Annotated in this window: 24 protein-coding genes and 2 pseudogenes; 11 read left to right on the forward strand and 15 right to left on the reverse strand. The window is 72.5% G+C overall.

Annotation, left to right across the window (positions count from 1 at the left end; all coding sequences use genetic code 11):
• Positions 1-65: 65 nt before the first annotated feature.
• From OG956_RS25860 to OG956_RS25885, 6 genes are all read right to left on the reverse strand, one after another.
• Positions 66-482: a transglycosylase SLT domain-containing protein gene (locus OG956_RS25860; RefSeq protein WP_330340381.1), complete on the reverse strand. Its 417-nt coding sequence runs from the start codon at positions 480-482 to the stop codon at positions 66-68.
• 286 nt (positions 483-768) lie between these two features.
• Positions 769-1,674 carry an ECF transporter S component gene (locus tag OG956_RS25865; protein WP_330340382.1) on the reverse strand — a complete coding sequence of 302 codons (906 nt, stop codon included), beginning with the start codon at positions 1,672-1,674 and terminating at the stop codon, positions 769-771.
• Positions 1,671-3,404 (reverse strand): ABC transporter ATP-binding protein, encoded by a 1,734-nt coding sequence (locus OG956_RS25870; protein ID WP_330340383.1) that lies wholly within the window; start codon positions 3,402-3,404, stop codon positions 1,671-1,673. The genes OG956_RS25865 and OG956_RS25870 overlap by 4 nt, the downstream gene beginning before the upstream one ends.
• The gene (locus tag OG956_RS25875; protein ID WP_330340384.1) at positions 3,401-4,552 is read right to left on the reverse strand and encodes a CbiQ family ECF transporter T component; all 1,152 of its coding nucleotides are present in this window, start codon (positions 4,550-4,552) and stop codon (positions 3,401-3,403) included. The genes OG956_RS25870 and OG956_RS25875 overlap by 4 nt, the downstream gene beginning before the upstream one ends.
• Positions 4,539-5,201 carry an SCO2322 family protein gene (locus tag OG956_RS25880; RefSeq protein WP_330340385.1) on the reverse strand — a complete coding sequence of 221 codons (663 nt, stop codon included), beginning with the start codon at positions 5,199-5,201 and terminating at the stop codon, positions 4,539-4,541. The genes OG956_RS25875 and OG956_RS25880 overlap by 14 nt, the downstream gene beginning before the upstream one ends.
• Complete coding sequence (locus OG956_RS25885; RefSeq protein ID WP_330340386.1) at positions 5,198-6,421, reverse strand: prenyltransferase/squalene oxidase repeat-containing protein; 1,224 nt, start codon at positions 6,419-6,421, stop codon at positions 5,198-5,200. Before OG956_RS25885 ends, OG956_RS25880 begins: the two co-directional genes overlap by 4 nt.
• 342 nt (positions 6,422-6,763) lie before the next feature.
• Between OG956_RS25885 and OG956_RS40255 the strand changes: the two are divergent.
• Positions 6,764-7,176, forward strand: a pseudogene (locus OG956_RS40255) (phosphotransferase); the annotation flags it as partial.
• A 52-nt stretch (positions 7,177-7,228) separates the two neighbouring features.
• On the opposite strand, the pseudogene OG956_RS25900 reads toward OG956_RS40255, so the two are convergent.
• Positions 7,229-7,510 (reverse strand): annotated as a pseudogene (locus tag OG956_RS25900) (nuclear transport factor 2 family protein); the annotation flags it as partial.
• Between the two features lie 231 nt (positions 7,511-7,741).
• On the opposite strand from OG956_RS25900, the gene OG956_RS25905 reads away from it, so the two are divergent.
• The 3 genes from OG956_RS25905 to OG956_RS25915 are packed head-to-tail and all read left to right on the forward strand — an operon-like array spanning position 7,742 to position 9,413.
• Positions 7,742-8,353: a hypothetical protein gene (locus OG956_RS25905; RefSeq protein WP_330340389.1), complete on the forward strand. Its 612-nt coding sequence runs from the start codon at positions 7,742-7,744 to the stop codon at positions 8,351-8,353.
• Positions 8,354-8,362: 9 nt separating this feature from the next.
• Positions 8,363-9,253: a hypothetical protein gene (locus OG956_RS25910; RefSeq protein ID WP_330340390.1), complete on the forward strand. Its 891-nt coding sequence runs from the start codon at positions 8,363-8,365 to the stop codon at positions 9,251-9,253.
• A 37-nt stretch (positions 9,254-9,290) separates the two neighbouring features.
• Complete coding sequence (locus OG956_RS25915; RefSeq protein ID WP_330340391.1) at positions 9,291-9,413, forward strand: hypothetical protein; 123 nt, start codon at positions 9,291-9,293, stop codon at positions 9,411-9,413.
• 15 nt (positions 9,414-9,428) lie between these two features.
• Here the strand turns inward: OG956_RS25915 and OG956_RS25920 are convergent, their stop codons facing one another.
• Positions 9,429-10,049, reverse strand: a complete 621-nt coding sequence (locus OG956_RS25920; RefSeq protein ID WP_330340392.1) for a TetR family transcriptional regulator — start codon at positions 10,047-10,049, stop codon at positions 9,429-9,431.
• A 220-nt stretch (positions 10,050-10,269) separates the two neighbouring features.
• On the opposite strand from OG956_RS25920, the gene OG956_RS25925 reads away from it, so the two are divergent.
• From OG956_RS25925 to OG956_RS25935, 3 genes are read left to right on the forward strand one after another with little or no spacing between them, the layout of a single operon-like run.
• Positions 10,270-11,727, forward strand: a complete 1,458-nt coding sequence (locus OG956_RS25925; protein ID WP_330340393.1) for a glycosyltransferase family 4 protein — start codon at positions 10,270-10,272, stop codon at positions 11,725-11,727.
• On the forward strand, positions 11,721-12,455 hold the full coding sequence (locus OG956_RS25930; RefSeq protein ID WP_330340394.1) for a class I SAM-dependent methyltransferase: 735 nt from the start codon (positions 11,721-11,723) through the stop codon (positions 12,453-12,455). The genes OG956_RS25925 and OG956_RS25930 overlap by 7 nt, the downstream gene beginning before the upstream one ends.
• A complete protein-coding gene (locus tag OG956_RS25935; protein WP_330340395.1) occupies positions 12,452-13,522 on the forward strand; it encodes a prenyltransferase/squalene oxidase repeat-containing protein in 1,071 nt (356 codons plus the stop codon). The genes OG956_RS25930 and OG956_RS25935 overlap by 4 nt, the downstream gene beginning before the upstream one ends.
• Before the next feature lie 21 nt (positions 13,523-13,543).
• On the opposite strand, the gene OG956_RS25940 is transcribed toward OG956_RS25935, so the two are convergent.
• A complete protein-coding gene (locus OG956_RS25940; RefSeq protein ID WP_330340396.1) occupies positions 13,544-13,837 on the reverse strand; it encodes a hypothetical protein in 294 nt (97 codons plus the stop codon).
• A gap of 129 nt (positions 13,838-13,966) precedes the next feature.
• Between OG956_RS25940 and OG956_RS25945 the strand changes: the two genes are divergently transcribed.
• Positions 13,967-14,548, forward strand: a complete 582-nt coding sequence (locus OG956_RS25945) for a hypothetical protein (protein WP_330340397.1) — start codon at positions 13,967-13,969, stop codon at positions 14,546-14,548.
• Between the two features lie 111 nt (positions 14,549-14,659).
• On the opposite strand, the gene OG956_RS25950 is transcribed toward OG956_RS25945, so the two are convergent.
• The 4 genes from OG956_RS25950 to OG956_RS25965 all read right to left on the reverse strand — a co-directional run bounded on the left by OG956_RS25950 (position 14,660) and on the right by OG956_RS25965 (position 19,097).
• Entirely contained in the window at positions 14,660-15,490 is an 831-nt protein-coding gene (locus tag OG956_RS25950) for a hypothetical protein (protein ID WP_330340398.1), read from the reverse strand.
• 83 nt (positions 15,491-15,573) lie between these two features.
• Entirely contained in the window at positions 15,574-16,566 is a 993-nt protein-coding gene (locus OG956_RS25955; protein WP_330340399.1) for an N-acetylmuramoyl-L-alanine amidase, read from the reverse strand.
• Between the two features lie 21 nt (positions 16,567-16,587).
• Complete coding sequence (locus tag OG956_RS25960) at positions 16,588-17,241, reverse strand: class I SAM-dependent methyltransferase (protein ID WP_330340400.1); 654 nt, start codon at positions 17,239-17,241, stop codon at positions 16,588-16,590.
• A gap of 110 nt (positions 17,242-17,351) precedes the next feature.
• Positions 17,352-19,097, reverse strand: coding sequence for an MFS transporter (locus OG956_RS25965; RefSeq protein ID WP_330340401.1), 1,746 nt, complete (start codon positions 19,095-19,097; stop codon positions 17,352-17,354).
• A 211-nt stretch (positions 19,098-19,308) separates the two neighbouring features.
• Between OG956_RS25965 and OG956_RS25970 the strand changes: the two genes are divergently transcribed.
• Positions 19,309-20,745, forward strand: coding sequence for an MFS transporter (locus tag OG956_RS25970; RefSeq protein ID WP_330340402.1), 1,437 nt, complete (start codon positions 19,309-19,311; stop codon positions 20,743-20,745).
• A gap of 21 nt (positions 20,746-20,766) precedes the next feature.
• Here OG956_RS25970 and OG956_RS25975 read toward each other — a convergent pair whose 3' ends face one another.
• Positions 20,767-21,408: a response regulator transcription factor gene (locus OG956_RS25975; protein ID WP_330340403.1), complete on the reverse strand. Its 642-nt coding sequence runs from the start codon at positions 21,406-21,408 to the stop codon at positions 20,767-20,769.
• A gap of 168 nt (positions 21,409-21,576) precedes the next feature.
• Here OG956_RS25975 and OG956_RS25980 point away from each other — a divergent pair, with 168 nt between their 5' ends.
• Entirely contained in the window at positions 21,577-22,359 is a 783-nt protein-coding gene (locus tag OG956_RS25980; protein ID WP_330340404.1) for a class I SAM-dependent methyltransferase, read from the forward strand.
• 173 nt (positions 22,360-22,532) lie between these two features.
• The gene (locus OG956_RS25985; protein ID WP_330340405.1) at positions 22,533-24,101 is read left to right on the forward strand and encodes an alpha-L-arabinofuranosidase B; all 1,569 of its coding nucleotides are present in this window, start codon (positions 22,533-22,535) and stop codon (positions 24,099-24,101) included.
• Here the strand turns inward: OG956_RS25985 and OG956_RS25990 are convergent.
• Entirely contained in the window at positions 24,079-25,353 is a 1,275-nt protein-coding gene (locus OG956_RS25990) for a sensor histidine kinase (RefSeq protein WP_330340406.1), read from the reverse strand. The genes OG956_RS25985 and OG956_RS25990 overlap by 23 nt on opposite strands.
• Positions 25,354-25,365: the final 12 nt, after the last annotated feature.

Below are 25,365 nucleotides of genomic sequence, written 5' to 3' on the forward strand. Positions count from 1 at the left end.
CGCGGAAACGCCGAAGGCGGCGGCCCGGGGATCGGGGGCCGCCGCCTTCGGCGGCTGTGGACGGCTCAGTACCAGCCGTTGGCCTGCCAGAAGTTCCAGGCCTTCACGGGGCTGCCGTAGCGGGAGTTCATGTAGTCCAGGCCCCACTTGATCTGGGTGGCCGGGTTGGTCTTCCAGTCGCTGCCGGCGGAAGCCATCTTCGAGCCCGGCAGGGCCTGGACCAGGCCGTAGGCGCCGGACGAGGAGTTGGTCGCGGTCGGATTCCAGCCGCTCTCATGCGAGACGATCTTGCTGAACGCGTTGAACTGCGCGGCGTCCGGGATCATCTTGTGCGCGATCGCCTGGGCGGAGGAGGCCGATGCGGGGGCCGCGGCCTGGGCGGGCGCCGCGGACAGAGCCATACCGGCGGTGGCGGCGGCCACGGCGGCGGTGGTGAGGGCCTTCTTCGGGGAAGCGATGCGGCGGATGAAGGAGACGGACACGGAGTACCTCTTGCGTCGGGGACAGGGGATCGCCCGCATGGGGTGGGCCACGCGCTGTGACCTTCATGCGTCGGCGCCCGGCCCGTAGGGGCTCGTGGCGCCTGGCGACGTCGTCCAGAGAAGCAGCCCGAAAAGCCGTCCGCAATGACCCCTTTTACTAGTTGTGGCCGGATGGGGCGGAATCGCCGAGTGTGTGACGCGGGTCGCAAACCGCAGGTCAGCAGGGGTGCCCAAAAGGATGTATCGGACATTCAGGACTACGGCCCGGCGTCGTAGGTGACCTGCGTCATGTGGGGCGCTTCACCGTCTCGCTTCCGGTGGGTGAAGCCGTCGATCCGCTGGGTGAGCGCTCCGGGCCGTCGAATGTGACCGCGGTCTCGAAGGCGGCGCGCCGGGTGGCCCGGCGCAGCGCGCGCAGCACCGCCGGGCCGAGAGCGAGGGTCAGCAGCACGGTGCACAGGGCCCGGCCCAGGTCCCAGCCGAGCGACGTGGCCAGGCAATAGGCGGTGAAGCGGGCCAGGTTGGCGGCCACGGAGGCGTGGGCGTCGAAGGAGATGTCCGAGGCGGCGCCGCCCATGAAGGGCCAGCCGGCCAGATTCATGACGGTGCCGTAGGCGAAGGCGGCGAGGAAGCCGTAGACCGCCAGGAGCACCAGTTCCGCACGGCCGCGCAGCCGGACCGCGCCCGGCAGCAGCCCGGCACCCATCGTGAACCAGCCCATCGCCAGCATCTGGAACGGCAGCCACGGCCCGACCCCGCCCGTGAGCAGGGCGGACGCGAACATCGTCACCGAGCCCAGCGTGAAGCCGAAGCCGGGGCCCAGCACGCGTCCGCTGAGCACCATCAGGAAGAACATCGGCTCGATCCCGGCCGTACCCGCGCCGACCGGCCGCAGCGCGGCGCCCGTCGCGGCCAGCACGCCCAGCATCGCCACGGCTTTCGGCCCCAGATCCGACTCCGAGATCGTGGCGGCCACCACCGCGACCAGGAGGGCCAGGAGGCCCGCGAAGAGCCAGGGCGCGTCCTGGGCGTGGGCGCTCAGCCGGGACTCCGGCGGAGTGAGAAAGGGCCACCCGAACGCGACCACCCCGACGGCCCCGGCCAGCACGAGCGCGGCGAGCGAACGCGGGCCGAGGCGGACGGCGTGCAGCCGGGCGGGGCGGACAGGGCCGATGCGGCTCTTCGGGCTCATGCCAGGGCCTCGCGGACCTCGGTCACCGTGAGCCACTGCTGCGGAGCGAGGATCTTCGTCACCTGCGGGGCGAAGGACGGCGAGGAGACGACGATCTGCGCCGTCGGACCGTCGGCGATGACCTCCCCCTCCGCCAGCAGCACCACCCGGTGCGCGATCTCGGCCGCCAGCTCCACGTCGTGCGTGGCCAGCACGATCGCATGGCCCTCGGCGGCGAGGGCGCGCAGGACGGCCACCAGGCGGGCCTTGGCCGCGTAGTCCAGGCCGCGGGTCGGCTCGTCGAGCAGCAGCAGGGGCGGGCGGGCGGTCAGCACGACGGCCAGCGCCAGCGCCAGGCGCTGCCCCTCGGACAGGTCGCGGGGGTGGGTGCCGTCCGTGATCCCCGGCAGCAGCTCCGACACCAGCGCCCGGCAGGTACCGGGCTCCGCGCCCGCGTCCCGGTCGGCCGCCGCGCACTCGTCGGCGACCGTGTCGGCGTAGAGGAGGTCCCGGGGCTCCTGGGGGACCAGGCCGACGCGGCGCACCAGATCGGGCGGCGCCGTGCGGTGGGGTACGGCGCCTGCGACGGTGACGGTGCCGGTGGTGGGCGCGAGCAGTCCGGCCAGGGAGCCGAGCAGGGTGGATTTTCCGGCGCCGTTGCGGCCCATGAGGGCGATGGTCTCGCCCGCGGCGACGGTGAGGTCTGTGCGGCGCAGGGCGGGTACGCGGCCGCGGTGGACGGACAGGGCGCGGATCTCGGCGACAGAGGTGCCGTGGGGCTCCGGTGCGAGGGCGGGGCGGCGACGGAAAAGGCGCCTGCGCTTGGGAGCGCCCCGAGGGGGCGCGGGCGGTATCGGTGTGCGGCTCCGCCGCGTGGGCGCGACCAGCCCGGACGGACCCGCGGTCACCGACGGAGAGGTGCCGCCCCTTGCTGCCGCGGAAAGGCGTTCCCGCAGCTCACCGGCCCTGCGCCGAGCGTCCCGCACGGTCAGCGGAAGCGGCGACCAGCCGGCCAGCCGGCCCAGGTCCACCACCGGAGGGAAGACAGGCGAGACGGCCATCACCTCCGGCGGGGTGCCGACGGCCGGCGGCTCGCCCGGCGCCGGGAGCAGCACCACCCTGTCGGCGTAGTGGAGGACCCGCTCGAGACGGTGCTCGGCGAGCAGGATCGTCGTACCGAGGTCGTGGACCAGCCGCTGCAGCACGGCGAGGACCTCTTCCGCCGCGGCCGGATCCAGCGCGGACGTCGGCTCGTCCAGCACCAGCACCCGGGGATGCGGCGTGAGGACCGAGCCGATCGCGACCCGCTGCCGCTGCCCGCCGGAGAGCGTGGCGATCGGCCGGTCGCGCAGCCCGGCGAGGCCCAGCAGATCGAGGGTCTCCTCGACCCGGCGCCGCATCACCTCGGGCGCGAGGCCGAGGGACTCCATGCCGTAGGCGAGTTCGTCCTCGACGGTGTCGGTCACGAAGTGGGCGAGCGGATCCTGGCCCACCGTGCCGACCACGTCGGCGAGTTCGCGCGGCTTGTGGGTACGGGTGTCCCGGCCGGCCACCGTGACCCGCCCGCGCAGGGTGCCGCCGGTGAAGTGCGGCACCAGTCCGCTCACCGCGCCGAGCACGGTCGACTTGCCGACCCCGGACGGCCCGACGAGCAGCACCAGTTCGCCCTCGGGCACCTCGAAGTCGACGCCCTGGACGGCGGGTCCGGCGGCCCCGTCGTAGGTGACGCTGACGTCCTCGAAGCGGATCACGACGGCTCCTTGTGCTTCTCGGGTACGGCGAAGGCGGGGACCAGGGCGAGGAGGACCGCCGCGGCGGGCCACAGGGGAAGTCCGGGGGAGACGAGGGGGACGACACCCGGGTGCAGCGCCTCCGGGTCGCGGGCGGCGGCCAGGCTGAGCAGCGCGGCGACCGCGGCGCCGGAGCCGGCCACCAGCCAGGCCCGTACGTCCCACGGATCGGGCCGGTACCGGGTGCGCAGCGAGCGCCGGCCGCCGAGCCGCAGCCCCGCGAGCGCGGCGGCCACACCGGCGAGGAGCAGCGGGACGGCGTAGCCGCCGCCCTCCGCGGTGAGCAGACCGTAGCTGCCCGCGCACACGCCGAGCAGACCGCCGAGGGTGAGCGCGGCCGTCGTACGGCGCACCCGTGCGGGAACCCGGGCACCGCGGCCGTAGCCCCGGGCCTCCATCGCGGCGGCGAGCGCGACCGAACGCTCCAACGCGCCCTCCAGCACTGGCAGTCCGACCTGGAGCAGGCCGCGCAGGCCCCGGTCCGGGCGGCCGCGCAGCCGGCGGGCGGCGCGCAGACGCTGGACGTCGGCGATGAGATGCGGGGCGAAGGTCAGCGCGACGACCACGGCGACACCGGTCTCGTACAGGGCGCCGGGGAGGGATTTCAGCAGCCGGGTCGGGCCGGCGAGGGCGTTGGCCGCGCCGACGCAGATCAGCAGGGTGGCCAGCTTGAGGCCGTCGTAGGCGGCGAAGACGAGCGCCTCCGCCGTGACCGCGCCGCCCAGCCGGATGCCCTGCGCCCAGTGCGGCAGGGGGACTTCGGGCAGGGTGAGCAGGGTGTGGGTGCCGGGGATGGGCGAGCCCAGCGCCGCCGCGAACAGGAGGCGGACGAGAAGCACGGCGAGGGCGAGCTTGGCGAAGGCCGGGTAGGCGCGGGCGGCCGGGGTGTCGGTGCGGTGCGTCGCCACCACGTAGGCGGAGGCGGATATGAGCAGGGCGAGCAGGAGGGGGTTGGTGGTGCGGGTGGCGGCGGTGCCGAGGCTCAGCGCCCAGAGCCACCAGGCGCCGGGATGAACGAGCGTCCCGTGAGGAGCGCGGGCCGTACCGGTGTGCGGCTGAGCCGCGTGGGCGCGGTCGGCCCCGGCCGGCCCGCGGTCAGGCGGAGTCATCGCGTCGCCGCCGGTACTGCCACACCGCCGCGCCCGCCAGCACGGCCACCACCCCGGCGCCGACCGGCAACCCCAGCGAGGGCCCGCCGTCCGAACCGCTCTTCTTCTCCCCGGCGGTGGCCTTCTCGCCCGCGGAGCCGGAAACCTGCTCGCCGCACCCCTTCTTCGGAAACCCGGCGATCGCGCACAGCAGGGCGTTGGTGTCGTACCGCAGCGGCGGGGCTACGGCCGCGAGGGCGTCCGCGGCCGTCGCGCCGGCCGGGATCCGCGCGCAGGCCGTACGGCGGGCCGGCGGCGTCTCGCCGGACGGTGCGTCGGCCGGGGTGCCGAAGTCGAGGACGACGGCCACCCGCTTCGTGCCGGACCTGGCGGGCGTCCCCGCACAGATGGTGCCGAAGTCCGCCGCCCCGCGCGGCCGGCTCGCGTCCGCCGAGTCCTCGCTCACCGCGAAGCGGAAGCCCTCCACCGCGCCGTCGTCGGGACGGGCGGTCGACGGACCCTGCGTGGCGTACACCCAACCGCCCGAACCGCCCGCCGTCCGCTCCCAGAAGGACCAGTAGCGGTACCCGGTGGCGTGCGCCGGGGCCGCGGCGGCCAGGAGCAGGAACGCGGCCGGCAGGACGCTCGCGGCGCGGCGGACGGCACTCACGGCTGCTGCTTCTTCCGGCCGCTGAGCAGGAAGCCGACGCCGATGCCGGCGACGAGGCAGACGCCGACGAACCACCACACGCCGAAGCTCGAACCGCCGTCGGACCTGCCCGGCTTCTTGGTGGCGTGCGTGGCGCCGTCCATGGCCGGCGCCGGGCCCAGGGCGTAGAGGGACCGGACCAGGCTGGTGCCGCCGAAGTCGCCGGGCTGCGCGCCGACGGCGTGCGCGGCGAGGATCAGCTGCGCGTACGCCGCGGGGCCGCTCTGCGCCGCCCAGGGCCCGGCGTTCTTCTCCAGCCAGGCGTAGGTCTTCTTCGCCGGCTCGGTGCGGCCGTCCGCGGCGAGCGCCACGACGGTGTCCGCCGTGTTGCCGTAGTCCGGCTGGTCCTTGGCGCCGGGGAGCGTGGACTGCAGGTGACCGGTCCTGGCGACGGCCGCCGCGAGATACGCGCCCGCGTTGTCGGCGATCCGTGCGGGGGCGGGGTGGCCGGCCCCGGCGCACGCGTCCTTCGCGGGCGCCTTGCCGGCCTCGGCCGCGAACCCCTTGCCGAGCGCGCCGAGCACCCCGGCCGCCGTGGCGTCCGCGTTGGCGGCGAGCTTGCCCTTCTTGTCCGGCTGGTAGGCGAGGGCGCCGCCGCCGGCCTTGCCGCAGGGAAGGGACATGGCGGCGAGGAAGTCGTACGGGGACCTGCCCGACGCCTTCGCGGACGCCGGGTCCGTGCCCGCCGCCGTGAGCGCGCCGATGACGACGGAGGTGGAGTTGGTGTCACTGGCGCCGCCCGGCGAGTACCCCCAGCCGCCGTCCTTGTTCTGCACGGACTTCAGCCAGGTGACCGCCTTGCCGACGGCGTCGTCGTGCCCGCCGACGGCCTCGAGGGCCTGGACCGCGGCGGCCGTGCTGTTGGTGTCCACCACGACCTTGGCGTCGCAGGCCTTGGCCGGGTCGGCGCGGAACGCGGCGAAGGCGCCGTTCGCGCACTGCTGCCCGGTGAGCCAGTCGACCGCCTTGGCGGCGGGCCGGTAGCCGAGGGTGCGCTGGGCGACGAGCGTCAGCGACTGCCGCCAGACGCCGTCGTAGGTCGGGTCGGACTTTCCGTACAGACCGGACGGCACGGCGACCTTGGGAGACGGCGACGGGGACTGGCCGGCGGCCGTGGCGGGCGCGGCGGCGGCCAGCACGCCTACGGCGGCGAGAGCCGCGGCACTGCGGCGGACGTTCATGGTCGGCGACTGCCTCTCTGCGGGGAACCGGCAGCGCACGGGAGACCCCCGGGCGGCTCGGCTCCGTAAACCTCGACGGTGCCGTGCGCGGCGGACCGCCGGCGCACGCGAGCCGGTCAACGTCCCGCCCGGGGCATTCCGGCTCACCATCGGTGTGACGGCTCACGGTTGGGGGCGCCCCGGGCTCGAGCGAAGTCGAGAGCGTGGGGGAGGGCCAGCGCCGGAATCGCACCGGCTTCCCCCCGTACGGGTGTGACGACGACTCACGCCACTTTACCGGCAGCCCTGCGCGGGCTGATCAGTGGCTGTGCCCACGCGCTCGCGGTGACCAGGGTCACGGTCATGACGGAGACGGGGAGACTGCTGGGCTCGGGCCGTTCGGCCGACGTGTACGAGATCGACGACGCCTGGGTGCTGCGCCGGGACCGCGAGGGCCGGGGGACGCGGCGGCCGAGGGCGCCGTGATGACGTACGTACGGCAGCACGGCTGTCCGGATCCGCGGGTACGGCCCACCGGGTCGCGCACCGAGCTGGTGATGGAGCGGCTGTCCGGGCCCACCCTGCTCGAGGCCCTCGGGGACGGCCGGGTGAGCGCCCAGGACGCGGGCGCGCTGCTCGCCTCCCTGCTGCGCCGGCTGCACGCCGTACCGGGACGCGACCCGGCCGACCCGCACTCCCGCGTCCTGCACCTGGATCCGCACCCCGGCAACGTGATGCTCACCCCGGCCGGCCCCCGGGTCATGGACTGGTCCAACCCCACGATGACCCGGCAGGTGACCGAACTTCTCCCCCCGGCCGAGGAGTTGGTCAGGAACCTGGACTTCGGGTGAGACCGGCGCCGGCCTTCGGGGTCTCACCGCCGAAGGCGAGGTGCAGGGTGCGGGAGGCGATCAGCCAGCTGCCGCCGGCCCGGCGGAAGGCGTCCACGTAATGCCCCACCTGGACGGGCGGACCGGCGGGGAGCAGGCCCGCTGCGTACCCGTCGACGCGGTACGTCGTGAAGTACGAGGTCGCGCTCGCCGTCTCCGGGCCGGTCACCGTGACCAGCACGTTGGACATCAGACGCCGGGACAGCCGGCCGGCCGGCCGCATGACTCGGCTCCGTGGACCACTGGTTCGTGCCCCGCCGCACGTCCTGCAGTCCCGCGACCGTCAACCGGTCCTGGAATGAGGTGAGGAAGCCGGACGGGGACGGGGCGGCAGGCAGCCTCTGGTCCCGAATGAATCTTCTGTCACTCCGGGCACAGCCGAGAATCGCGGCGGCACAAGTCCCGGGGCGTTTACTCCCGTTCGGCTTCTCCATCGGTATACACTGCCCGAGTGAGCGATGCAATTTCGCAGAATAACCTAGTCACCCACCTGCAGAGCCGATCATTGCGCACCGTCACCGGCGAATGGAGGGAATCACTCTTCTACGACGGCGTGCGAGAGGTCGCCAGCATTCAGTACGGCGACCTGACGTCCACCTCGGCGCCGCTGTGCCGGATTCACTCGTACTGCATGTCGTCACACGTCCTGCTTTCCGCCGAATGCGACTGCGTCGAGCAGATGCTGATGGCCCAGCAGCTGATCGTGAAGAACGGGGCGGGGATTATTGTCGTCCTTATGCAGGATGGCCGCGGCTTCGGTCATCAGGCATTTATGGCGGTGGCGGAGTATTCGCGAAGCAGGGGGATTCCGCAGAGCAAGGCCTACGCGGATCTCCTCGGGGACAGTGATGCCCGGAACTACAGGTCGGCCATCGGGGTGCTGCGGTACTTCGGCATTCGTGCGGTGGATCTGCTGACCAACAACCCGCAGAAGGTCCAGTCGCTCGTCGACGGCGGAATTTCCGTGGAGAAGACCACTCAACTCCGGGTCGAAGATCTCACCGATCGGCCTGAGCTGCGGCAGTCGTACCTGGACAAGCGGAACATGGGGCACGAAGTCTAGAGGGTGGGCATGGGGGAGCGGCGTTTCAGCATTCTTGGGCTGGCGGTTCCACGTCGACTGCTGTACTCGATATTCACACCGGTGGTCACGTTCTCCTTGGGCGTCGTGGCGCAGCAGCTGCTCCAGGAGTGGCTCAGTCATCACAATGCCATAACCATCGGATTGTTCTGTGTGGTGATCGTGGGGGCGTGCACCGCGGTTCTGCTGGGATTGCAGGTTCAGAAGCATTCCGACGGCCTTGACCAGGTGAAGGAAATTCTGCAGGAGTACTCCAACCAGGTCGGCACCGTCCTCGGTCGCATGGCCATGACCTCGGGAATCGCCGTTGAATATGTAGCCGATGCGGGAGTCGGGGCATCCTACAGGAAGGCTGCGGAAATAATCCGGGGCGCACGTGACAGTCTGACGTTCGTGGACTTATGGGAGCCGTTCGAGCAGTATCAGACGGGTGACCTGGGTATTGCTGACGAAACTCGCCCGGCCCGTGAGGACTTCTATGCCGCCATCAAGGAGGCCATTCGCAGCCATTCCACCGATTCGGGGCCTTTTCACCGGCGAGTCGTACAGGTCCCGCGAGATCTGCTGGAAGGGCCTATACCCTTCCATGTGGATCCGCCGTTCAAGGAGTACTTGGAGTACGTCAGCTCGTGCCAAAGACGGTACCCGCTGTCCTGTCGCGTTCGACTGTCCCCGGCAATGATACGACTTCATTTCATTCTCATTGACCGGAGATTTGTGATCATGCCGATCCTCAGTCACGACCAGGAGAGCCAGCGTCAATTCAGGTACGGTGCGCTCTTCTTCGAAGACGGGACCGGATCGCTGTACTCATGTCTGCGGCAGATGTACCAAGTGATCGAATCCCACTCGCGCCCGCTGACCGACCGCGATCTGGGCTGATCTCCCGGCCGACGGCCGGCCTCGCAAGGACCGCACCGTGCACGCGGGCGCCCAGCCGGTCGCCCTGGCCGCCCCCGGGGAGGAGGCCCGGCGCCTGCTCGAGCAGTGGGCCGGGCAGACGGCGGCCGGCCGGAGCTGGAAGGGGCTGACGGTCGCCTGAACGCCGGGCCGGGCCTCAGCGCGAACGGCCCGGCTCCGTCAGGTCGATCAGCCTGCACACCGTCTCGATGTCGATCTTGACCTGCGCGATGGAGGCACGCCCGGAGAGCCAGGTGATCAGCGCCGAGTGCCAGGTGTGCTCGATCACCCGGACCGCCGACAACTGCTCGGGCGTGGGGTCCTCCAGGCCCATCGCGTCCAGGATGATCAGCGTCGTCTGCCGGGATACCTGGTCGACCTCCGGCGAGACGCTGCGGTCGGCGAAGGTCAGCGCGCGGACCATCGCCTCGGCCAGATACGGCTCGCGCTGCAGCGCCCGGAAGGCCCGCATCAGGGTCCCGGCGACCCGCTCGGCGGCCGTGTCACCCGCCGGCGGCTTCTTCCGCAGCGTGGCGTGCAGGTGCTCCAACTGGTCCTGCATCGTCGCCACCAGCAGATGGATCTTGGACGGGAAGTAGCGGTACAGCGTGCCGAGGGCCACCTGGGAGGACTCGGCGACCTCACGCATCTGCACGGCGTCGAAACCGCCGCGGCCGGCCAGTTGGGCGCTCGCGTGCAGGATCCGCCGGCGGCGGGCCTCCTGACGCTCGGTGAGCGGCGCTGAGACCGGCCTCGAAACACTGGCTTCCGCAGGCATGGGCACCGTTCCGTGACAGTCGGTGAAGGCGTCTGTGGGGCACGTGATCGAACAGCATGGCAGGGCGCCGGGCCGTGGCGCGAATCACCTGATCCACCGCTCACAGCGCCCTTACCTGCCGGTAGATTCAGAGCCTCTTGAACGATCAAGTCTGAAACTTGTTCTAGGTTAGCGTCCCGCGTAGTCTCGCGGGACAGTGCAGGCAGAAGGGGGCACGTCAGTGACCGCTGAGGCCCGGGTGGCGGGCGCCCGTCCCGACCCTGCCGCCGGTGGGGGCCCCTCCCGCTCGAGCGGAGCCGAGAGCGGGGGAGAGCGACCGCTCGACATCGCGCTCCTCACCTACAAAGGGAACCCGTTCTGCGGCGGCCAGGGAGTCTACGTACGGCACCTCTCCCGCGAACTGGCCCGGCTCGGCCACCGCGTCGAGGTCATCGGCTCGCAGCCGTACCCCGTGCTCGACGAGGGATACCCCGGACTCACCCTGACCGAGCTGCCCAGCCTCGACCTCTACCGCCAGCCCGACCCCTTCCGCACCCCCGGGCGGGAGGAGTTCCGGGACTGGATCGACGCCCTGGAGGTCGCCACGATGTGGACCGGCGGCTTCCCCGAGCCGCTGACCTTCTCCCTGCGCGCCCGCCGCCATCTGCGCGCCCGGCGCGGCGAGTTCGACGTCATCCACGACAACCAGACCCTCGGCTACGGCCTGTTGGGCGACATCGGCGCCCCCCTGGTCACCACCGTCCACCACCCCATCACCGTCGACCGGCAGCTGGAGCTGGACGCCGCCGACGGCTGGCAGCGCCGCTGGTCGGTGCGCCGCTGGTACGCCTTCACCCGGATGCAGAAGCGCGTCGCGCGCCGGCTGCCCTCCGTCCTGACCGTCTCCGGCACCTCCCGGCAGGAGATCGTCGACCACCTCGGCGTCCGCGAGGAGCGGGTGCACGTCGTGCACATCGGCGCCGACACCGATCTGTTCGCGCCGAATCCCGCCGTGCGCGAGGTGCCGGGCCGGATCGTCACCACCTCCAGCGCCGATGTGCCGCTCAAGGGACTGGTGTTCCTGGTGGAGGCCCTCGCCAAGGTGCGCACCGAGCATCCCGCCGCGCATCTCGTCGTCGTCGGCAAACGCCCCGCGGAGGGGCCGGTCGCGGCGGCGATCGAGCGGTACGGCCTCGAAGGCGCCGTGGAGTTCGTCAAGGGCATCTCCGACGCCGAACTCGTCGACCTGATCCGCTCCGCCGAGGTCGCCTGCGTGCCCTCCCTCTACGAGGGCTTCTCGCTGCCCGCCGCCGAGGCCATGGCCACCGGCACCCCGCTGCTCGCCACCACCGGCGGCGCGATCCCCGAGGTCGCCGGACGCGACGGCGAGACCTGCCTGGCCGTACCGCCGGGCGACGCGGGCGCGCTGGCCGCCGGACTCGGCCGGCTGCTCGGGGACCCCGAGCTCCGGGTGCGGCTCGGCCGCGCGGGCCGCGAACGGGTGCTGCGGCACTTCACCTGGGCGCGGGCCGCCGAGGGCACGGTCGCCCAGTACCGCGAGGCCATCGCCCGCGCCGGCCGCTCCACCGGCCCCCGCTCCGGCGGCCGCACCCCGGCAGGCATCGGCTCCCCCACTCCCGGCCGCTTCGCGGCCCCAGCAACTGCAGGCGTCTCCTCCGAAAGCAGGGCCACGTGCTGACCGTCGACTTCTCCCGGTTCCCGCTCGCCCCGGGCGACCGCGTCCTGGACCTCGGCTGCGGGGCCGGCCGGCACGCCTTCGAGTGCTACCGGCGCGGCGCCCAGGTCGTGGCCCTGGACCGGAACGGCGACGAGATCCGCGAGGTCGCCAAGTGGTTCGCGGCGATGAAGGAGGCCGGAGAGGCACCGGAGGGCGCCACCGCCACCGCCCTGGAGGGCGACGCCCTCGCGCTGCCCTTCCCCGACGAGTCCTTCGACGTGGTCATCATCTCCGAGGTGATGGAGCACATCCCCGACGACAAGGGCGTGCTCGCCGAGATGGTCCGCGTGCTCAGGCCGGGCGGCCGGATCGCCGTCACCGTGCCGCGCTACGGCCCCGAGAAGGTCTGCTGGGCGCTGTCCGACGCCTACCACGAGGTCGAGGGCGGCCACATCCGCATCTACAGGGCCGACGAACTCGTCGCGAAGATCCGCGAGGCGGGCCTGAAGCCGTACGGCAGCCACCACGCGCACGCCCTGCACTCGCCGTACTGGTGGCTGAAGTGCGCCTTCGGCGTCGACAACGACAAGGCGCTGCCGGTGCGGGCGTACCACAAGCTGCTGGTCTGGGACATCATGAAGAAGCCGCTGGCCACCCGGGTCGCCGAACAGGCGCTGAACCCGCTGATCGGCAAGAGCTTCGTCGTCTACGCCACCAAGCCGCACCTGCCCCGGGTGGACGCCAAGTGACCACCCCCCGGACAGAACACCTCGTCCTGCCCGGGGTCCTCACCGCCGGGCAGGCCGCCGCGACCGTCCGCGGCATCCTCGCCAACCAGCGGGAGGACGGCGCGATCCCCTGGTTCCGCGGCCACCACCTGGATCCCTGGGACCACACCGAGGCCGCGATGGCCCTGGACGCGGCCGGCGAACACGAGGCCGCCGAGCGGGCCTACCGGTGGCTCGCCCGGCACCAGAACGAGGACGGCTCCTGGTACGCCGCCTACGCCGACGGCGCCCACGACGACGTCACCGACCGCGCCCGCGAGTCCAACTTCGTCGCCTACATAGCCGTCGGTGTCTGGCATCACTACCTCTCCACCGGCGACGACACCTTCCTGGACCGCATGTGGCCCACCGTCTACGCGGCCATCGAGTGGGTGCTCGCGCTGCAGCAGCCCGGCGGCCAGATCGGCTGGCGCCGCGACGACGACGGCACCCCCGCCCCCGACGCCCTGCTCACCGGCAGCTCCTCCATCCACCACGCGCTGCGCTGCGCCCTCGCCATCGCCGAGCAGCGTGAAGAGCCGCAGCCCGACTGGGAGCTGGCCGTCGGCGCGCTGCGCCACGCGATCCGCCGGCACCCCGAGCGCTTCCTCGACAAGGACCGCTACTCGATGGACTGGTACTACCCGGTCCTCGGCGGCGCGCTCACCGGCGAGGAGGCCAGGGCCCGCATCGCCGCGTCCTGGGACCGGTTCGTGGTGCCGGACACCGGCGTGCGCTGCGTGGTCCCCAACCCGTGGGTCACCGGCGGCGAGTCCAGCGAACTCGCCCTCGCCCTGTGGGCGGTGGGCGAGTCGGACCGGGCCCTGGAGATCCTGCAGTCCATCCAGCACCTGCGCGATCCGGACAGCGGCCTGTACTGGACGGGCTACGTCTTCGACGACGACGCCGTCTGGCCCCGCGAACTGACCACCTGGACGGCCGGCGCCCTGCTCCTCGCCGTCGCCGCGCTCGGCGGCCACGAGCCCACCTGCGCGGTCTTCGGCGGGGAACACCTCCCGGCCGGCCTGGACCCCGACTGCTGCGCCTAGCCGGGGCCCAGCGCCGGGTACTCAGTGCCGGTGCATCCGGTTGGCGATGGCGTGGCCGACGAACAGGTACACCACCGCGGCCAGACCGTACCCGGCCACCACCCGGGCCCACGCCTCGTCGAAGGTGAACAGGTCGTGCGACCAGCCGGCCAGCCAGGCGGCGGCCTGGTGGACGAACTGCACCAGGCTGTTGGCGCGGTTGGCGTCCAGCAGATACATCAGGATCCACAGGCCGAGGATCACGGCCATGATGTCGGCGACGACCGCGATGACCGTCCCGGCCTGATTCGCGCTGTTGCGATATCGAGGGGACATACCTTCCGGATTGCCGGGCCGCGACCGGTGAAACCCGAACGGCGGGCGCCGAGTGGCGCCCCCGGCCACCCCGGGCGACGCTGCCGGAGGAAGCCAACCGCTCGGGGAGGAGAGGTACCGGAGGATCCCGTGCCCGTACCCGTACGGCGCCTCTGCGTGGCGCTCACCCTGTGCTTTGCCCTGCTGGCCGGTTCCACCGCCTGCGGGAGCAGCGAGAGGGCCACCACGAAGGACACCGCGGCGGTACCGGCCCTGCAGACCGTCCCGGCCGCCGCCACCCCCGGCCCCACGACCTCCGCGGAGAAGCGCAGGTTCGCCAGGACGCGCTTCGTCGTGGACGCCGGTCTCGCGGCCGGCGCGACCTACCAGTGGATCGTGAAGCCCTACAAGGCCGGGAAGTTCAAGAAGGGCGCCCACGGCCGCAAGACGGCCCTCGTCAAGGCCGCCGTCGCCGGCGCCTTCGCCTACAACCGCCTCAAGGCCGCCGTCCGCAACGCCCAGGCCGACCCCACGCTGTCCAAGGCGCTCGCGCCGCTCGACTCCGCCATCGCCGGCCTGAAGGACCTGCCGTCCAGGCTCCGCAAGGGCGACGGCAGCGCGGTGAACTCCTTCAACGACACCATCGACAAGGTCAAGGGAGCGGGCGCGAGCGCCGGCGCCCCGGTCGAGGACAAGGTGCCGTCCGCCTCCCAGCTCAGGGGAAGCAGCTAGGAGGTCCGCCGTCCCGGCACACCGTCAATTCCCTTGTCGGGAGCGGCCGTACGACGGCAACGGCCCCCCGCCCGGACGGGCGAGGGGCCGTGTGCGACGGCTGCGGCGGACTCAGCCGCGCTGAATCCCGGTGGTGTCCTGCAGGACGCCACGGCGGCCGTCCTGGGTCTGCGCGACGAGCGCGGCACCACGCTGCTCCACGGCCAGGTACCAGGTGCCCGGCGCCAGTTCGGCGATCGGGTTGGGCGAACCGTCCTCCGCGAACAGCGGACGGGTCACCGGCACGGCGAACCAGAACGGCGAGAAGTCACCGGCGGGCGGCTGCGCGGCGGCCGGAGCACCCTGCGCGGCCGGCTGCTGCCCGAACGGCTGCCCCGGCTGCGGCTGCGCACCGTACGGCTGGCCCGGCTGCGGCTGGGCACCCGGGTAGCCGTAACCCCCGGGCGGCTGGGCGCCGTAGGGCTGCGGGGCGGCCGGCTTGGGGGCCGGGAGCAGAGCGGCCTGGAGGGCGGGGACCAGGGGGGTGGCGATGGCGGCGGCGGCCATGACGAGCGAGGCGATCAGGGCGAGGATGAGGCCACCGCCGGCACTCAGGCCGCTGTCGGAGCTGTTGCCGATGTTGTCGATGCCGCTGGCCGGGTCGAAGATGTTCCCGAGCGCACTCCAAGCGGCGAAGACGGTGAACGCGACGCCGAAGTGACCGAGGTCGAGACCCGCGACCTTGGGTGCCTGCGGCAGCCCGCGAGCGACGACGATCAGCGCGGCCCCGATGATGCCCGCCAGGACGACACCCAACAAGACGGGCCCGCTGCTCCAGGCGTTGGGGATCTCCGAGCTACTGACTCCGTCGATCGAGTAGAGGCTGAGGAACGACGCGATGAGCAGCGCAACCGCTGCCACGATCACCACGCCGTCGCCTCTAGTGAGGGAGCGGATATTCACCTTAGGTCCTTCGTAGGTCGTCTCGTCGTCGGTAGACACTACCGTCCACAAGATCCCGGTGTCCGGCCGCATCCACCCGCCGGTCACGACCGACGCAGGAAACTCACGATTCCCTCAGAGATCCCCTGTGCCGCCCGCTGTCGCCAGGCCCCGCTGGTCAGCAGTGCCGCGTCCTTGCTATCGCGCATGTTGCCGCACTCGATGAACACCTTGGGAACCGTTGACAGATTGAGACCGCCCAGGTCCGTGCGTGTGACGAGACCGGTACCGTGGCCCAGGTAGTTGGACGCCGGCTCACCGGTCTCGCGCACGAAGTCGCCCGCGATGCGCACACCGAGGTCGTGCGAGGGGCCGACGATGTGCCGGGTGTCGGCGGCACCGGCGTGCACGGGCCCCGGCAGGATCACGTGGAAGCCGCGGTCGCCCTCGGCGGCGCCGTCGGCGTGGATGGAGATCGCCGCGTCCGCGTGCGCCTCGTTGCCGGCCCGCGCCCGCTGGTCGACGCAGGGCCCCCAGGCGGGGCTGCCGCCGTCATGGGTCAGCTTCACCGTGGCGCCCTGCTTCTCCAGCAGCGCGCGCAGCCGGTGCGCGACGTCCAGGGTGAACCGGGCCTCGGTGTAACCGCCGTTGGTGGACGTCCCGGTGGTGTCGCACTCCTTCCAGTTCGTGCCGATGTTCACCTTGCGGTTGATCTCGGCCGTGTGCTGGAAGTTGCCGGGGTTGTGCCCGGGATCGATGACGACGACCTTGCCCTTGAGCGGGCCGGCCCCGGCCGCACCCGAGGGCCGCTTGCCGTCGTCGGTGGAGGAGACGGAGGAAGCGGAGGAAGAGGACGAAGAGGACGAGGAAGGGGACGCGGCGTGGGCCGACGGCGCGGACGCGCCGGCCGTACCGGACACGGGCGCCGCGGACGCCGTACGGTCCGCGCCGCCCTTCCCGGCGCCGCCGCCCACCGCCTCGTACACCACCCAGCCGAGCAACGCGCCGGGCACCAGCGCGGCGAGCGCCACAGCCAACGGACCACGCCGGGACCGGCGCGACTGCGGGGGATCGAACTCGGGGCCTAGGTAGGACACGTTGCGACTCTAACCGGGCCGTCAGATCCCCGCTCCGGTTCGCCGCAGGACACGCAGGGAGCCGGTCACCGAGACCTCGGTGAACGCCCCGGACCCGAGGGCCCGCAGGTACACGCGGTACGGCGCCTGGCCGGTGAACTCGTCCTCGGGTTCCGGGAAGACGTCGTGGATGACGAGGAGGCCGCCCTCGGCGACGTGCGGCGCCCAGCCCTCGTAGTCGGCGGCGGCGTGCTCGTCGGTGTGGCCGCCGTCGACGAAGACGAGGCCGAGTGGGGTGTTCCACAGGGCGGCGATCTGCGGCGAGCGCCCCACGAGGGCGACCACGTGCTCCTCCAGGCCCGCCTTGAACAGCGTCCGCCGGAAGGCCGGCAGCGTGTCCATCAGGCCGACCTCCGGGTCGACGGTCTCCGGGTCGTGGTAGTCCCAGCCCGGCTGCTGTTCCTCGCTGCCCCGGTGGTGGTCCACCGTCAGCGCCGTGACCCCGGCCGCCCGGGCCGCGTCGGCGAGCAGCACGGTGGACCGGCCGCAGTACGTCCCCACCTCCAGCAGCGGCAGCCCCAGCCGCCCGGCCTCCACCGCCGCCGCGTACAGCGCCAGCCCCTCGTCCACGGGCATGAACCCCTTGGCCGCCTCGAACGCGGCCAGGATCTCGGGCTTGGGGGCGGTGGCGGACATGGGGGCCTTCCGGTCGTACGGCTGTTCCGGGCGCCCATGCTGCCGCACCCCCCGTCGGCGCGTCGACGGGGGGTGCGGCAGGCGCCGCGGAGGGGCGCGGGGCCGTGCGGCTAGGCGCTCACGGTCTCCCCGGGCAGCGAAAGATCCAGCTCGACGGCCCGCTCCTCACCGGAGTGCGTGGCGGCGGAGGCCCGCGGCCCGTGGCCGGAGGCCTTCGCGGCGAGGACGTACGCCCCCTGCGCCGGCACGGCGAGGGCATAGCTGCCGTCCTCGTCGGTGACGGTCGCGCCCTCCTGCCGGCCCCGCCGGTCGATCAGCGTGACCCTGGCCCGGGCGACCGGAACGCCGTCGGCGCCCAGCACCCGGCCGCGGAAGCCCCGCAGCACCTCCTCGGCCCGCTCCAGCACGGCGTCCTCCTCGCTGCTGGCCCGCAGCTGTGTGTGCTGCGGACCCGGCCGGGAGGCCCTGGGCAGGAACAGCGCGAGCAGCAGACCCACCGCCACCGCGGCCGTCGCGATCAGGAAGGACACCCGGAACCCGTGCATGGTCGGGATCGCGACGCCGCCGGCGTTCTGCGCCGTGTTGGCCAGCACCATCCCGACGACGGCGCTCGACACCGAGGTGCCGATGGACCGCATCAGGGTGTTGAGGCCGTTCGCCGCGCCGGTCTCCGAGGCCGGCACCGCGCCGACGATCAGCGCGGGCAGCGAGGAGTAGGCGAGGCCGATGCCCGCGCCGAGGATCACGGAGGTGACGATCGTCTGCCAGGCGGCGTCCATCAGGCCGAGCCCGCCGCCGTAGCCGATCGCGATGACCAGCAGGCCGATGATGAGGGTGGTCTTCGGGCCGTACCGGGCGGACAGCCGGGCGTACACCGGCGCCGTGAACATCATCGTCAGACCCAGCGGGGCCACGCACAGGCCCGCGACGACCATGGACTGGCCGAGGCCGTAGCCGGTGGCCTTCGGCAGCTGGAGCAGCTGGGGCAGGACCAGGGAGACGACGTAGAACGCGACGCCGACCATGATCGAGGCGAGGTTGGTGAAGAGGACGGCAGGGCGCGCGGTGGTGCGCAGGTCGACCAGGGGCGCCTGGCTGCGCAGCTCGTACAGGCCCCACAGCACGAGGACGACGACCGACCCGGCGAACAGGCCGAGCGTCGTGCCCGACGACCATCCCCAGTCGCTGCCCTTGGTGATCGGCAGCAGCAGGAGCACCAGTCCGCCGGACAGGCCGACGGCGCCGAGCAGGTCGAAGGAGCCCTCGGCGCGCACGGGGGACTCGGGGACGACGAGCAGGGTCAGGGCGATGGACAGCACGCCGAGGCCGGCGGCGCCGTAGAACAGGGCGTGCCAGTCGGTGTGCTGGGCGACCAGGGCCGCGGCGGGCAGGGCGAGGCCGCCGCCGACGCCGATGGAGGAACTCATCAGGGCCATGGCCGAGCCGAGCCGTTCGCGGGGCAGCATGTCGCGCATCAGACCGATGCCGAGCGGGATCGCGCCCATGGCGAAGCCCTGGAGGGTACGGCCGACGATCATGGTCAGCAGCTGGCTGGTGAGGGCGCTGATCAGGGCGCCGACCACCATCACGGCCAGGCTGAGGATCAGCATCCGCCGCTTGCCGTAGAGGTCGCCGAGCCGGCCCATGATGGGCGTGGCCACGGCGCCGGACAGGAGGGTCGAGGTGAGGACCCAGGTGGCGTTGGAGGGCGCGGTGTCCAGCAGCTGCGGCAGGTCTTTGATGACCGGCACGAGCAGCGTCTGCATCACCGCGACGACGATGCCCGCGAAGGCGAGCACCGGGACCAGGGCGCCGCCGGCCCTCCGGGGCGGCTGGTCGGTCGTCGTGTGGGTCATTGAGTGAGGCCTCCCGTGTACATAAGTGCCGGGTAAACCTCGTATGCACAGGCAACTATTCCGTTGCTTCGGGCTGCTAATGAATTCTTGACCTCCTCATGGGTTTCTGACGCGCCGTCAGCAGCTGGAGAGGGTGTGGGACCTAGGCCGCAGGGCTGAGGGCGCTCGTGGTCCGAAAAGCCGATGCAAGGACCGCAACCGGCTTGAGACCATGACGCCCATGCTGGAAGCCGCCGACACCGCACCCCGTATATCCCGCCGCACGGCACCGCCCACCTGGCTGGTGGTGGCACTCGCCTGCGCCGGACAGTTCCTGGTCGTGCTCGACGTGTCGGTGGTGAACGTCGCCCTGCCGTCCATGCGGTCCGGGCTCGGCCTGACCGCGACCGGCCTGCAGTGGGTCGTGAACGCCTACGCCATCGCCTTCGCCGGGTTCATGCTGCTCGGCGGCCGGGCCGGCGACCTCTACGGCCGCAAGCGGATGTTCCTGGTCGGCCTCGGCCTGTTCACGCTGGCCTCGCTGGGCGGCGGCCTCGCCCAGGAGGGCCCGCAGCTGCTCCTGGCACGGGCCGTGCAGGGCCTCGGGGCGGCGGTGCTCGCGCCCTCCACGCTGACCCTGCTGACCTCCGCCGTGCCGGAGGGCGCGGCACGGGCCCGCGCGATCGCCACCTGGACCGCGGTCGGCGCCGGCGGCGGAGCCGCGGGCGGGCTGGTCGGCGGGGTGCTCGTGGACGTGCTCTCCTGGCGCTGGGTGCTGCTGATCAACGTGCCGGTGGGCGCGCTGGTGCTGGCCGGCTCGGTGCTCTGGCTCACCGAGAGCCGCGCCGGCGACGGGCGGCGCCTCGACCTGCCGGGCGCCCTGCTCGTCACGGCGGGCCTCGCCACCCTGGCCTACGGCATCTCGCAGACCGAGGCGGAGGGCTGGACGGCCCCGGCCACGCTGACGCCGCTGCTCGCCGGGCTGCTGCTGATCGCCCTGTTCCTGCTGGCCGAGGCCCGCACGGCGGCCCCGCTGATGCCGCTCGGCCTGCTCCGGCTGCGCCCGGTCGCCTCGGCCAACGCGGCGATGTTCCTCTCCGGCTCGGCCATGTTCTGCATGTGGTATTTCATGACGCTCTACGCCCAGAACGTCCTCGGCTACTCGCCGCTGGAAGCCGGTGTCGCGCTCGTCCCCAGCTCGCTGGCCGTGGTCGTCGGCTCCAAGCTGGCGCCGCGCCTGATGCGGCTAGCGGGCCCGCGGAACGTGGCGGTGCTGGGCACGCTGGTGGCCGCCGCCGGCTTCGGCTGGCAGTCGACGATGAGCGCGCACGAGGAGTACGTCACCGCGATCATGGTCCCGGGCGTCCTGATGATGCTCGGCGCGGGCCTGGCGGCGACCCCGCTCGCCTCCCTCGCCACGTCGGGGGCGGCGCCGGGCGAGGCGGGCGTGGTGTCGGGGCTGGTCAACACCTCGCGGACGATGGGCGGTTCGCTGGGGCTCGCCGTGATGTCGACCGTAGCCGCGGCCGGCACGGGCGCCGGGCACGGGCCGGAAGCGCTGACCGACGGCTATGCGCTGGCGTTCCGGGTCAGTACGGCGGTGCTGCTGGGCGGGGCGGTGCTGATGCTGGTGTGGCTGCCGCGCAGGGTCACCGGGCCGCGCGGCTGACCCGGGCGGCTCGGCGGCGGCTCACAGCCAGCCCTGCTGCCGGGCCTCCCGCACCGCCTCCGCCCGGTTGCGGGTGCCCGTCTTGCCGATCGCCGCGGACAGGTAGTTGCGGACGGTGGACTCCGACAGATGCAGCCTGCCGGCGATGTCGGCGACCGTCGCCCCGTCCACCGACGCATTCAGCACCTCGCACTCACGCGCCGTCAGCGGATTCGGCCCGGCGCTCAGCGCGGCGGCGGCCAGCGCGGGATCGACGACGGTCTCCCCGGTGAGCACGCGCCGGATCGCCGCGGCCAGCTCCTCCACGGGGCCGTCCTTGACGAGGAACCCGGCCGCGCCGGCCTCCATGGCCCGGCGCAGATAGCCGGGCCGGCCGAAGGTGGTGAGGATCAGCACCCGGCAGTCGGGCGCCTGCTCGCGCAGCTCGGCCGCCGCGTCGAGACCGCTGATGCCGGGGAGCTCGATGTCCAGCAGGGCCACGTCCGGGCGGTGAGTGAGCACCGCGTCCACGATGCCGTCGCCCGAGCCCAGTTGGGACACCACCTCGATGTCCTCCTCCATGCCGAGCAGCAGTGCGAGCGCGCCCCGCATCATGCCCTGGTCCTCGGCGAGCAGCACCCGAATGGACTTCGCGGTCCGGTGCTCCCGGGGCATCTCGTTCATGGCTTCAGGTTACGGCGGGAGACGCGCGGCTCTGACAGCTTGCGGGAGCGTGCCCCGGCGGCTCCGGGGGCGCTGTGCAAGGCTCCGGCGCGTGGCCTCGCGGCGCCCGATGCGGCCCCGGGGAAAAATCCCCGCCACCGCCTCCGCGTGCCCCGCTAACCTCCCCGTATGTCCCCGTCTTCGACCGCCCGTTTCTACGACGATCTGGCCGACGACTACCACCTGATCTACCCGGACTGGGCGGCGAGCGTGCGCCGGCAGGGCGTGGCGCTGGACGCCCTGGTGGGCCGGGAGCGGGCGGTGGTGCTGGACTGCGCCTGCGGGATCGGGACGCAGGCCATCGGGCTGGCGTCGCGGGGCCACCGGGTCGTCGGGACCGACCTCAGCGTGCGGGCCGCCGCCCGTGCGGGCCGGGAGGCCGCCCGGTGGGGGCTGAACCTGCCGACGGCCGGCGCGGACATGCGGCGACTGCCGTTCCCCGGCGGCCGGTTCGACGCCGTCGTCTGCGCCGACAACGCGCTGCCCCACCTCCTCACCGAGCCGGACGTGCGCGCCGCGCTGGCCGAGATGCGCAGGGTGCTGCGGCCCGGCGGACGGCTGCTGCTCAGCACCCGGGCGTACGACGAGCTGCTGCGCGAGCGCCCGGCCTCGACACCGCCGCAGGTGCACGAGAGCGCGGACGGCTCCGGGCGGACGGTCACCTTCCAGCTGTGGCACTGGCACGAGGACGGCGAGCACTACGACCTGGAGCACATCCAGCTGGTACCGGCCCAGGGCGGCCAGGACGACGCGGGGGAGTGGCGGGTCCGGGTCCGGCGGGCCGCCTACTGGGCGCTCGGCCGCGACCGGCTCGCCCGGTTCGCGGAAGGCGCGGGATTCACTCGCGTCGCCTGGCTGATGCCCGAACAGACGGGTTTCTTCCAGCCGTTGCTGACGGCGCGGGCCGATTAAAGACTCTCCCTTTTCCGGTGCGGCAGGGGTTGACGGCCCTGGACGGCGCCCAAACAATCGCCCGTGCATTTCAGGAAACCCCTCCGTAATTCCGCTGCCGAATAGTTCGGTATTTCGATCGAACAGCGTCCGAGATACCGAACGACACGGCCAGACCACGTCGAGGTGCACCCGTGCTCCTGAGAACCCCCCGCTCCCGTCCCCGGCGCCTGCGCGGCGCCGCCCTGTCCGTGCTCGCCGTCTGCGCGACCCTCGCCGCCCTGCTCCTCGGCGCCGGCGCGCCCGGGGCCGTCGCCGCCGGCTCGCTGCCCTGCGACGTCTACGGCGCCGCCGGCACCCCCTGCGTCGCCGCGCACAGCATGGTCAGGGCGCTGTACTCCTCGTACGACGGCCCGCTCTACCAGGTGCAGCGCGCCTCGGACGGCGCCACGAGGGACATCGGGCTCTCGGCCGCCGGCGGATACGCGAACGCCGCCGCCCAGGACTCCTTCTGCTCGGGCACGACCTGCGTCATCACCAAGATCTACGACCAGTCCTCCCGCCACAACGACCTCACCGTCGAGGGCGCGGGCGGCGCCGGGAAGGCGGACGTCGGGGCGCCCGCCGACGCGCTGCCGGTGACCGTCGGCGGCCACCAGGTCTACGGCCTGGAGATCAGCGCCGGCATGGGCTACCGGGACGACTCCACCTCCGGCGTCGCCACCAACGGCGCCGCCGAGGGGATGTACATGGTGACCTCCGGCACCCACGTCAACGGCGCCTGCTGCTTCGACTACGGCAACGCCGAGACCAACAACATGGACACCGGCAACGGCCACATGGACGCCATCAACTTCGGCACCGAGTGCTGGTTCTCGCCCTGCTACGGACAGGGCCCCTGGGTGCAGGCCGACCTGGAGAACGGGCTGTTCCAGTCCGACGCCGGATACAGCAGGAACACCTCCGACACCGGTACCGGACCCCTTCCGTTCGTGACCGCGCTGCTGAAGAACAACGGCCAGAACCATTTCGCGCTGAAATGGGGAAACGCGCAGTCCGGCGGGCTGACCACCACCTATTCCGGCGGTGAGCCGACCAGGAGTGGATACTCGCCCATGCACCAGGAAGGCGCGATCGTCCTCGGCACCGGCGGCGACAACAGCAACGGCTCCATCGGCTCGTTCTTCGAGGGCGTCATGACCTCCGGCATCCCGACCGACGCCGCCGACAACGCCGTCCAGGCGAACATCGTCTCCGTCGGCTACGGCGGCGCCACCGGCAGCACCGGCACCCTCAGCCCCGGCTCGGAGATCTCCCTGCGCGCCACGACCCCCTGCTGCACCGCCGACTACGTCCGCCACCAGAACGACGCCGGCGTCATCTCCTCGATCACCTCGGGCAGTTCCAGCCTGGACAAGAACGACGCCACCTGGATCGTCCGCCGTGGCCTGGCGAGCAGTTCGTGCGTGTCCTTCGAGTCGCGCAACTACCCCGGCGACTACCTGCGCCACTACAACTACAAGCTGTACCGGCAACCCATGGACGGCACCGCGCAGTTCCGGGCCGACGCCACCTTCTGCCCGCAGGCCGGCAAGAGCGGCACCGGCACCTCGTTCGCCTCGTACAACTACCCGGCCAGATACCTGCGCCACCACGACTACGGCCTGTACATAGCGAGCGACGGCGGCTCCAACGGCTTCGACAGCAGCACGTCGTGGACCGACGACGTCAGCTGGGCCGTCAGCGGGCCCTGGGCGCCGTAGCCACCGCGTCCGCGAACTCGGCGGAGGCCACCGGAAGTTCGGCGGTCACCGTGAAACCGCCCCGCGGCGCCGGGCCGGCCCTCAGCGAGCCGCCCGCCGCCGCGAGGCGCTCGGTCAGCCCCTTCAGGCCGGTCCCGCCGATCCCCGCCTCGGACCGGCGCACCGGCCGGCCGCCGCCGTTGTCCGAGACGGTGAGCACGGCCCGCTCGGCACCGCTGTCCACGGTGATCTCACAGCGGCTCGCGTCGCTGTGCCGCACCACGTTGGTCACCGCCTCGCGCACGACCCAGCCCAGCAGCGCCTCCGTCTGCGGCTCCAGCGGCACCCCGGACTGCCGTACCACCGGCTCGATGCTCGCCGCCGACAGCGCCGAGCGGGCCCGGGACAGCTCGGTGGCGAGGCTGCCCTCCCGGTAGCCGGTCACCGCCTCGCGGATCTCGGTGAGCGCCTGCCGGCCCACCGACTCGATGTCCGCGATCTGCCCCAGCGCCGCGTCCAGATCGCGCGCCGCCAGCCGCCGGGCCGCCTCCGACTTCACCACGATCACCGACAGCGTGTGCCCCAGCAGGTCGTGCAGGTCCCGGGAGAAGCGCAGCCGCTCCTTCTCCACCGCGCGCCGGGCCAGCTCCTCGCGGGCGGCGCGCAGTTCCCGTACGGCCTCGGACAGGCCGAGGATGGCGGCGGTCACCATGCTGGAGAGGAAGGTCGCGTAGCCGATGTTCGTCGCGTCCCCCCAGTCGCCCCGGACCGCGGAGACACTGGCCGCGTAGACGGTCAGCAGCAGTCCGGCGCGGCCCAGCCACGGCCCGCGCAGGGCGGCGCCCACGGCGAGGCCGAGCAGCGGGAAGAACATCAGCCAGTCACCGCCGTAGCCGAGCGCCAGACCCGTGGTCACCAGGGCCATGAGCAGCAGCGCCACCCGGGTGGAGGCCGCCTCGCGGGTCTCCCGCCGGAAGGAGCGGAAGGTGACGTAGATGTACAGGGTGTTGAAGGTCACCAGGCCCACGCCGCCGATCCACGGGCTCGTGGTCCTGCCCTGGAGGAGGTTGGAGAAGGCTCCCATCCCCATCAGCAGCCAGGGCAGCAGCGTGAAGCCGGTGGGCGGCGGGCCCGGGTGCTCGGCGTCCGGGTCCCTGCCCTCCTTGCGGGCGGCCCGCTGTGCGGCCCTGAATCGCTCGTGCTCGGCCTGCCACTGGCGCCGCTCGGCCCGCAGGGCCCGCAGCTGGCACCGAACTCCCGACACCCACGTCATGTCCGTGTTTCC

The organism is Streptomyces sp. NBC_00557, assembly GCF_036345995.1.
GTDB lineage: Bacteria > Actinomycetota > Actinomycetes > Streptomycetales > Streptomycetaceae > Streptomyces.

What these genes read in the sequence shown, in the direction of transcription:
- OG956_RS25865 (WP_330340382.1), bottom strand. Translation starts at nt 1,674, where the DNA reads ATGAGCCCGAAGAGCCGCATCGGCCCTGTCCGCCCCGCCCGGCTGCAC.
- OG956_RS25875 (WP_330340384.1), bottom strand. Translation starts at nt 4,552, where the DNA reads ATGACTCCGCCTGACCGCGGGCCGGCCGGGGCCGACCGCGCCCACGCG.
- OG956_RS25885 (WP_330340386.1), bottom strand. Translation starts at nt 6,421, where the DNA reads ATGAACGTCCGCCGCAGTGCCGCGGCTCTCGCCGCCGTAGGCGTGCTG.
- OG956_RS25910 (WP_330340390.1), top strand. Translation starts at nt 8,363, where the DNA reads ATGGGGGAGCGGCGTTTCAGCATTCTTGGGCTGGCGGTTCCACGTCGA.
- OG956_RS25920 (WP_330340392.1), bottom strand. Translation starts at nt 10,049, where the DNA reads ATGCCTGCGGAAGCCAGTGTTTCGAGGCCGGTCTCAGCGCCGCTCACC.
- OG956_RS25940 (WP_330340396.1), bottom strand. Translation starts at nt 13,837, where the DNA reads ATGTCCCCTCGATATCGCAACAGCGCGAATCAGGCCGGGACGGTCATC.
- OG956_RS25960 (WP_330340400.1), bottom strand. Translation starts at nt 17,241, where the DNA reads ATGTCCGCCACCGCCCCCAAGCCCGAGATCCTGGCCGCGTTCGAGGCG.
- OG956_RS25965 (WP_330340401.1), bottom strand. Translation starts at nt 19,097, where the DNA reads ATGACCCACACGACGACCGACCAGCCGCCCCGGAGGGCCGGCGGCGCC.
- OG956_RS25970 (WP_330340402.1), top strand. Translation starts at nt 19,309, where the DNA reads ATGACGCCCATGCTGGAAGCCGCCGACACCGCACCCCGTATATCCCGC.
- OG956_RS25975 (WP_330340403.1), bottom strand. Translation starts at nt 21,408, where the DNA reads ATGAACGAGATGCCCCGGGAGCACCGGACCGCGAAGTCCATTCGGGTG.
- OG956_RS25980 (WP_330340404.1), top strand. Translation starts at nt 21,577, where the DNA reads ATGTCCCCGTCTTCGACCGCCCGTTTCTACGACGATCTGGCCGACGAC.
- OG956_RS25990 (WP_330340406.1), bottom strand. Translation starts at nt 25,353, where the DNA reads ATGACGTGGGTGTCGGGAGTTCGGTGCCAGCTGCGGGCCCTGCGGGCC.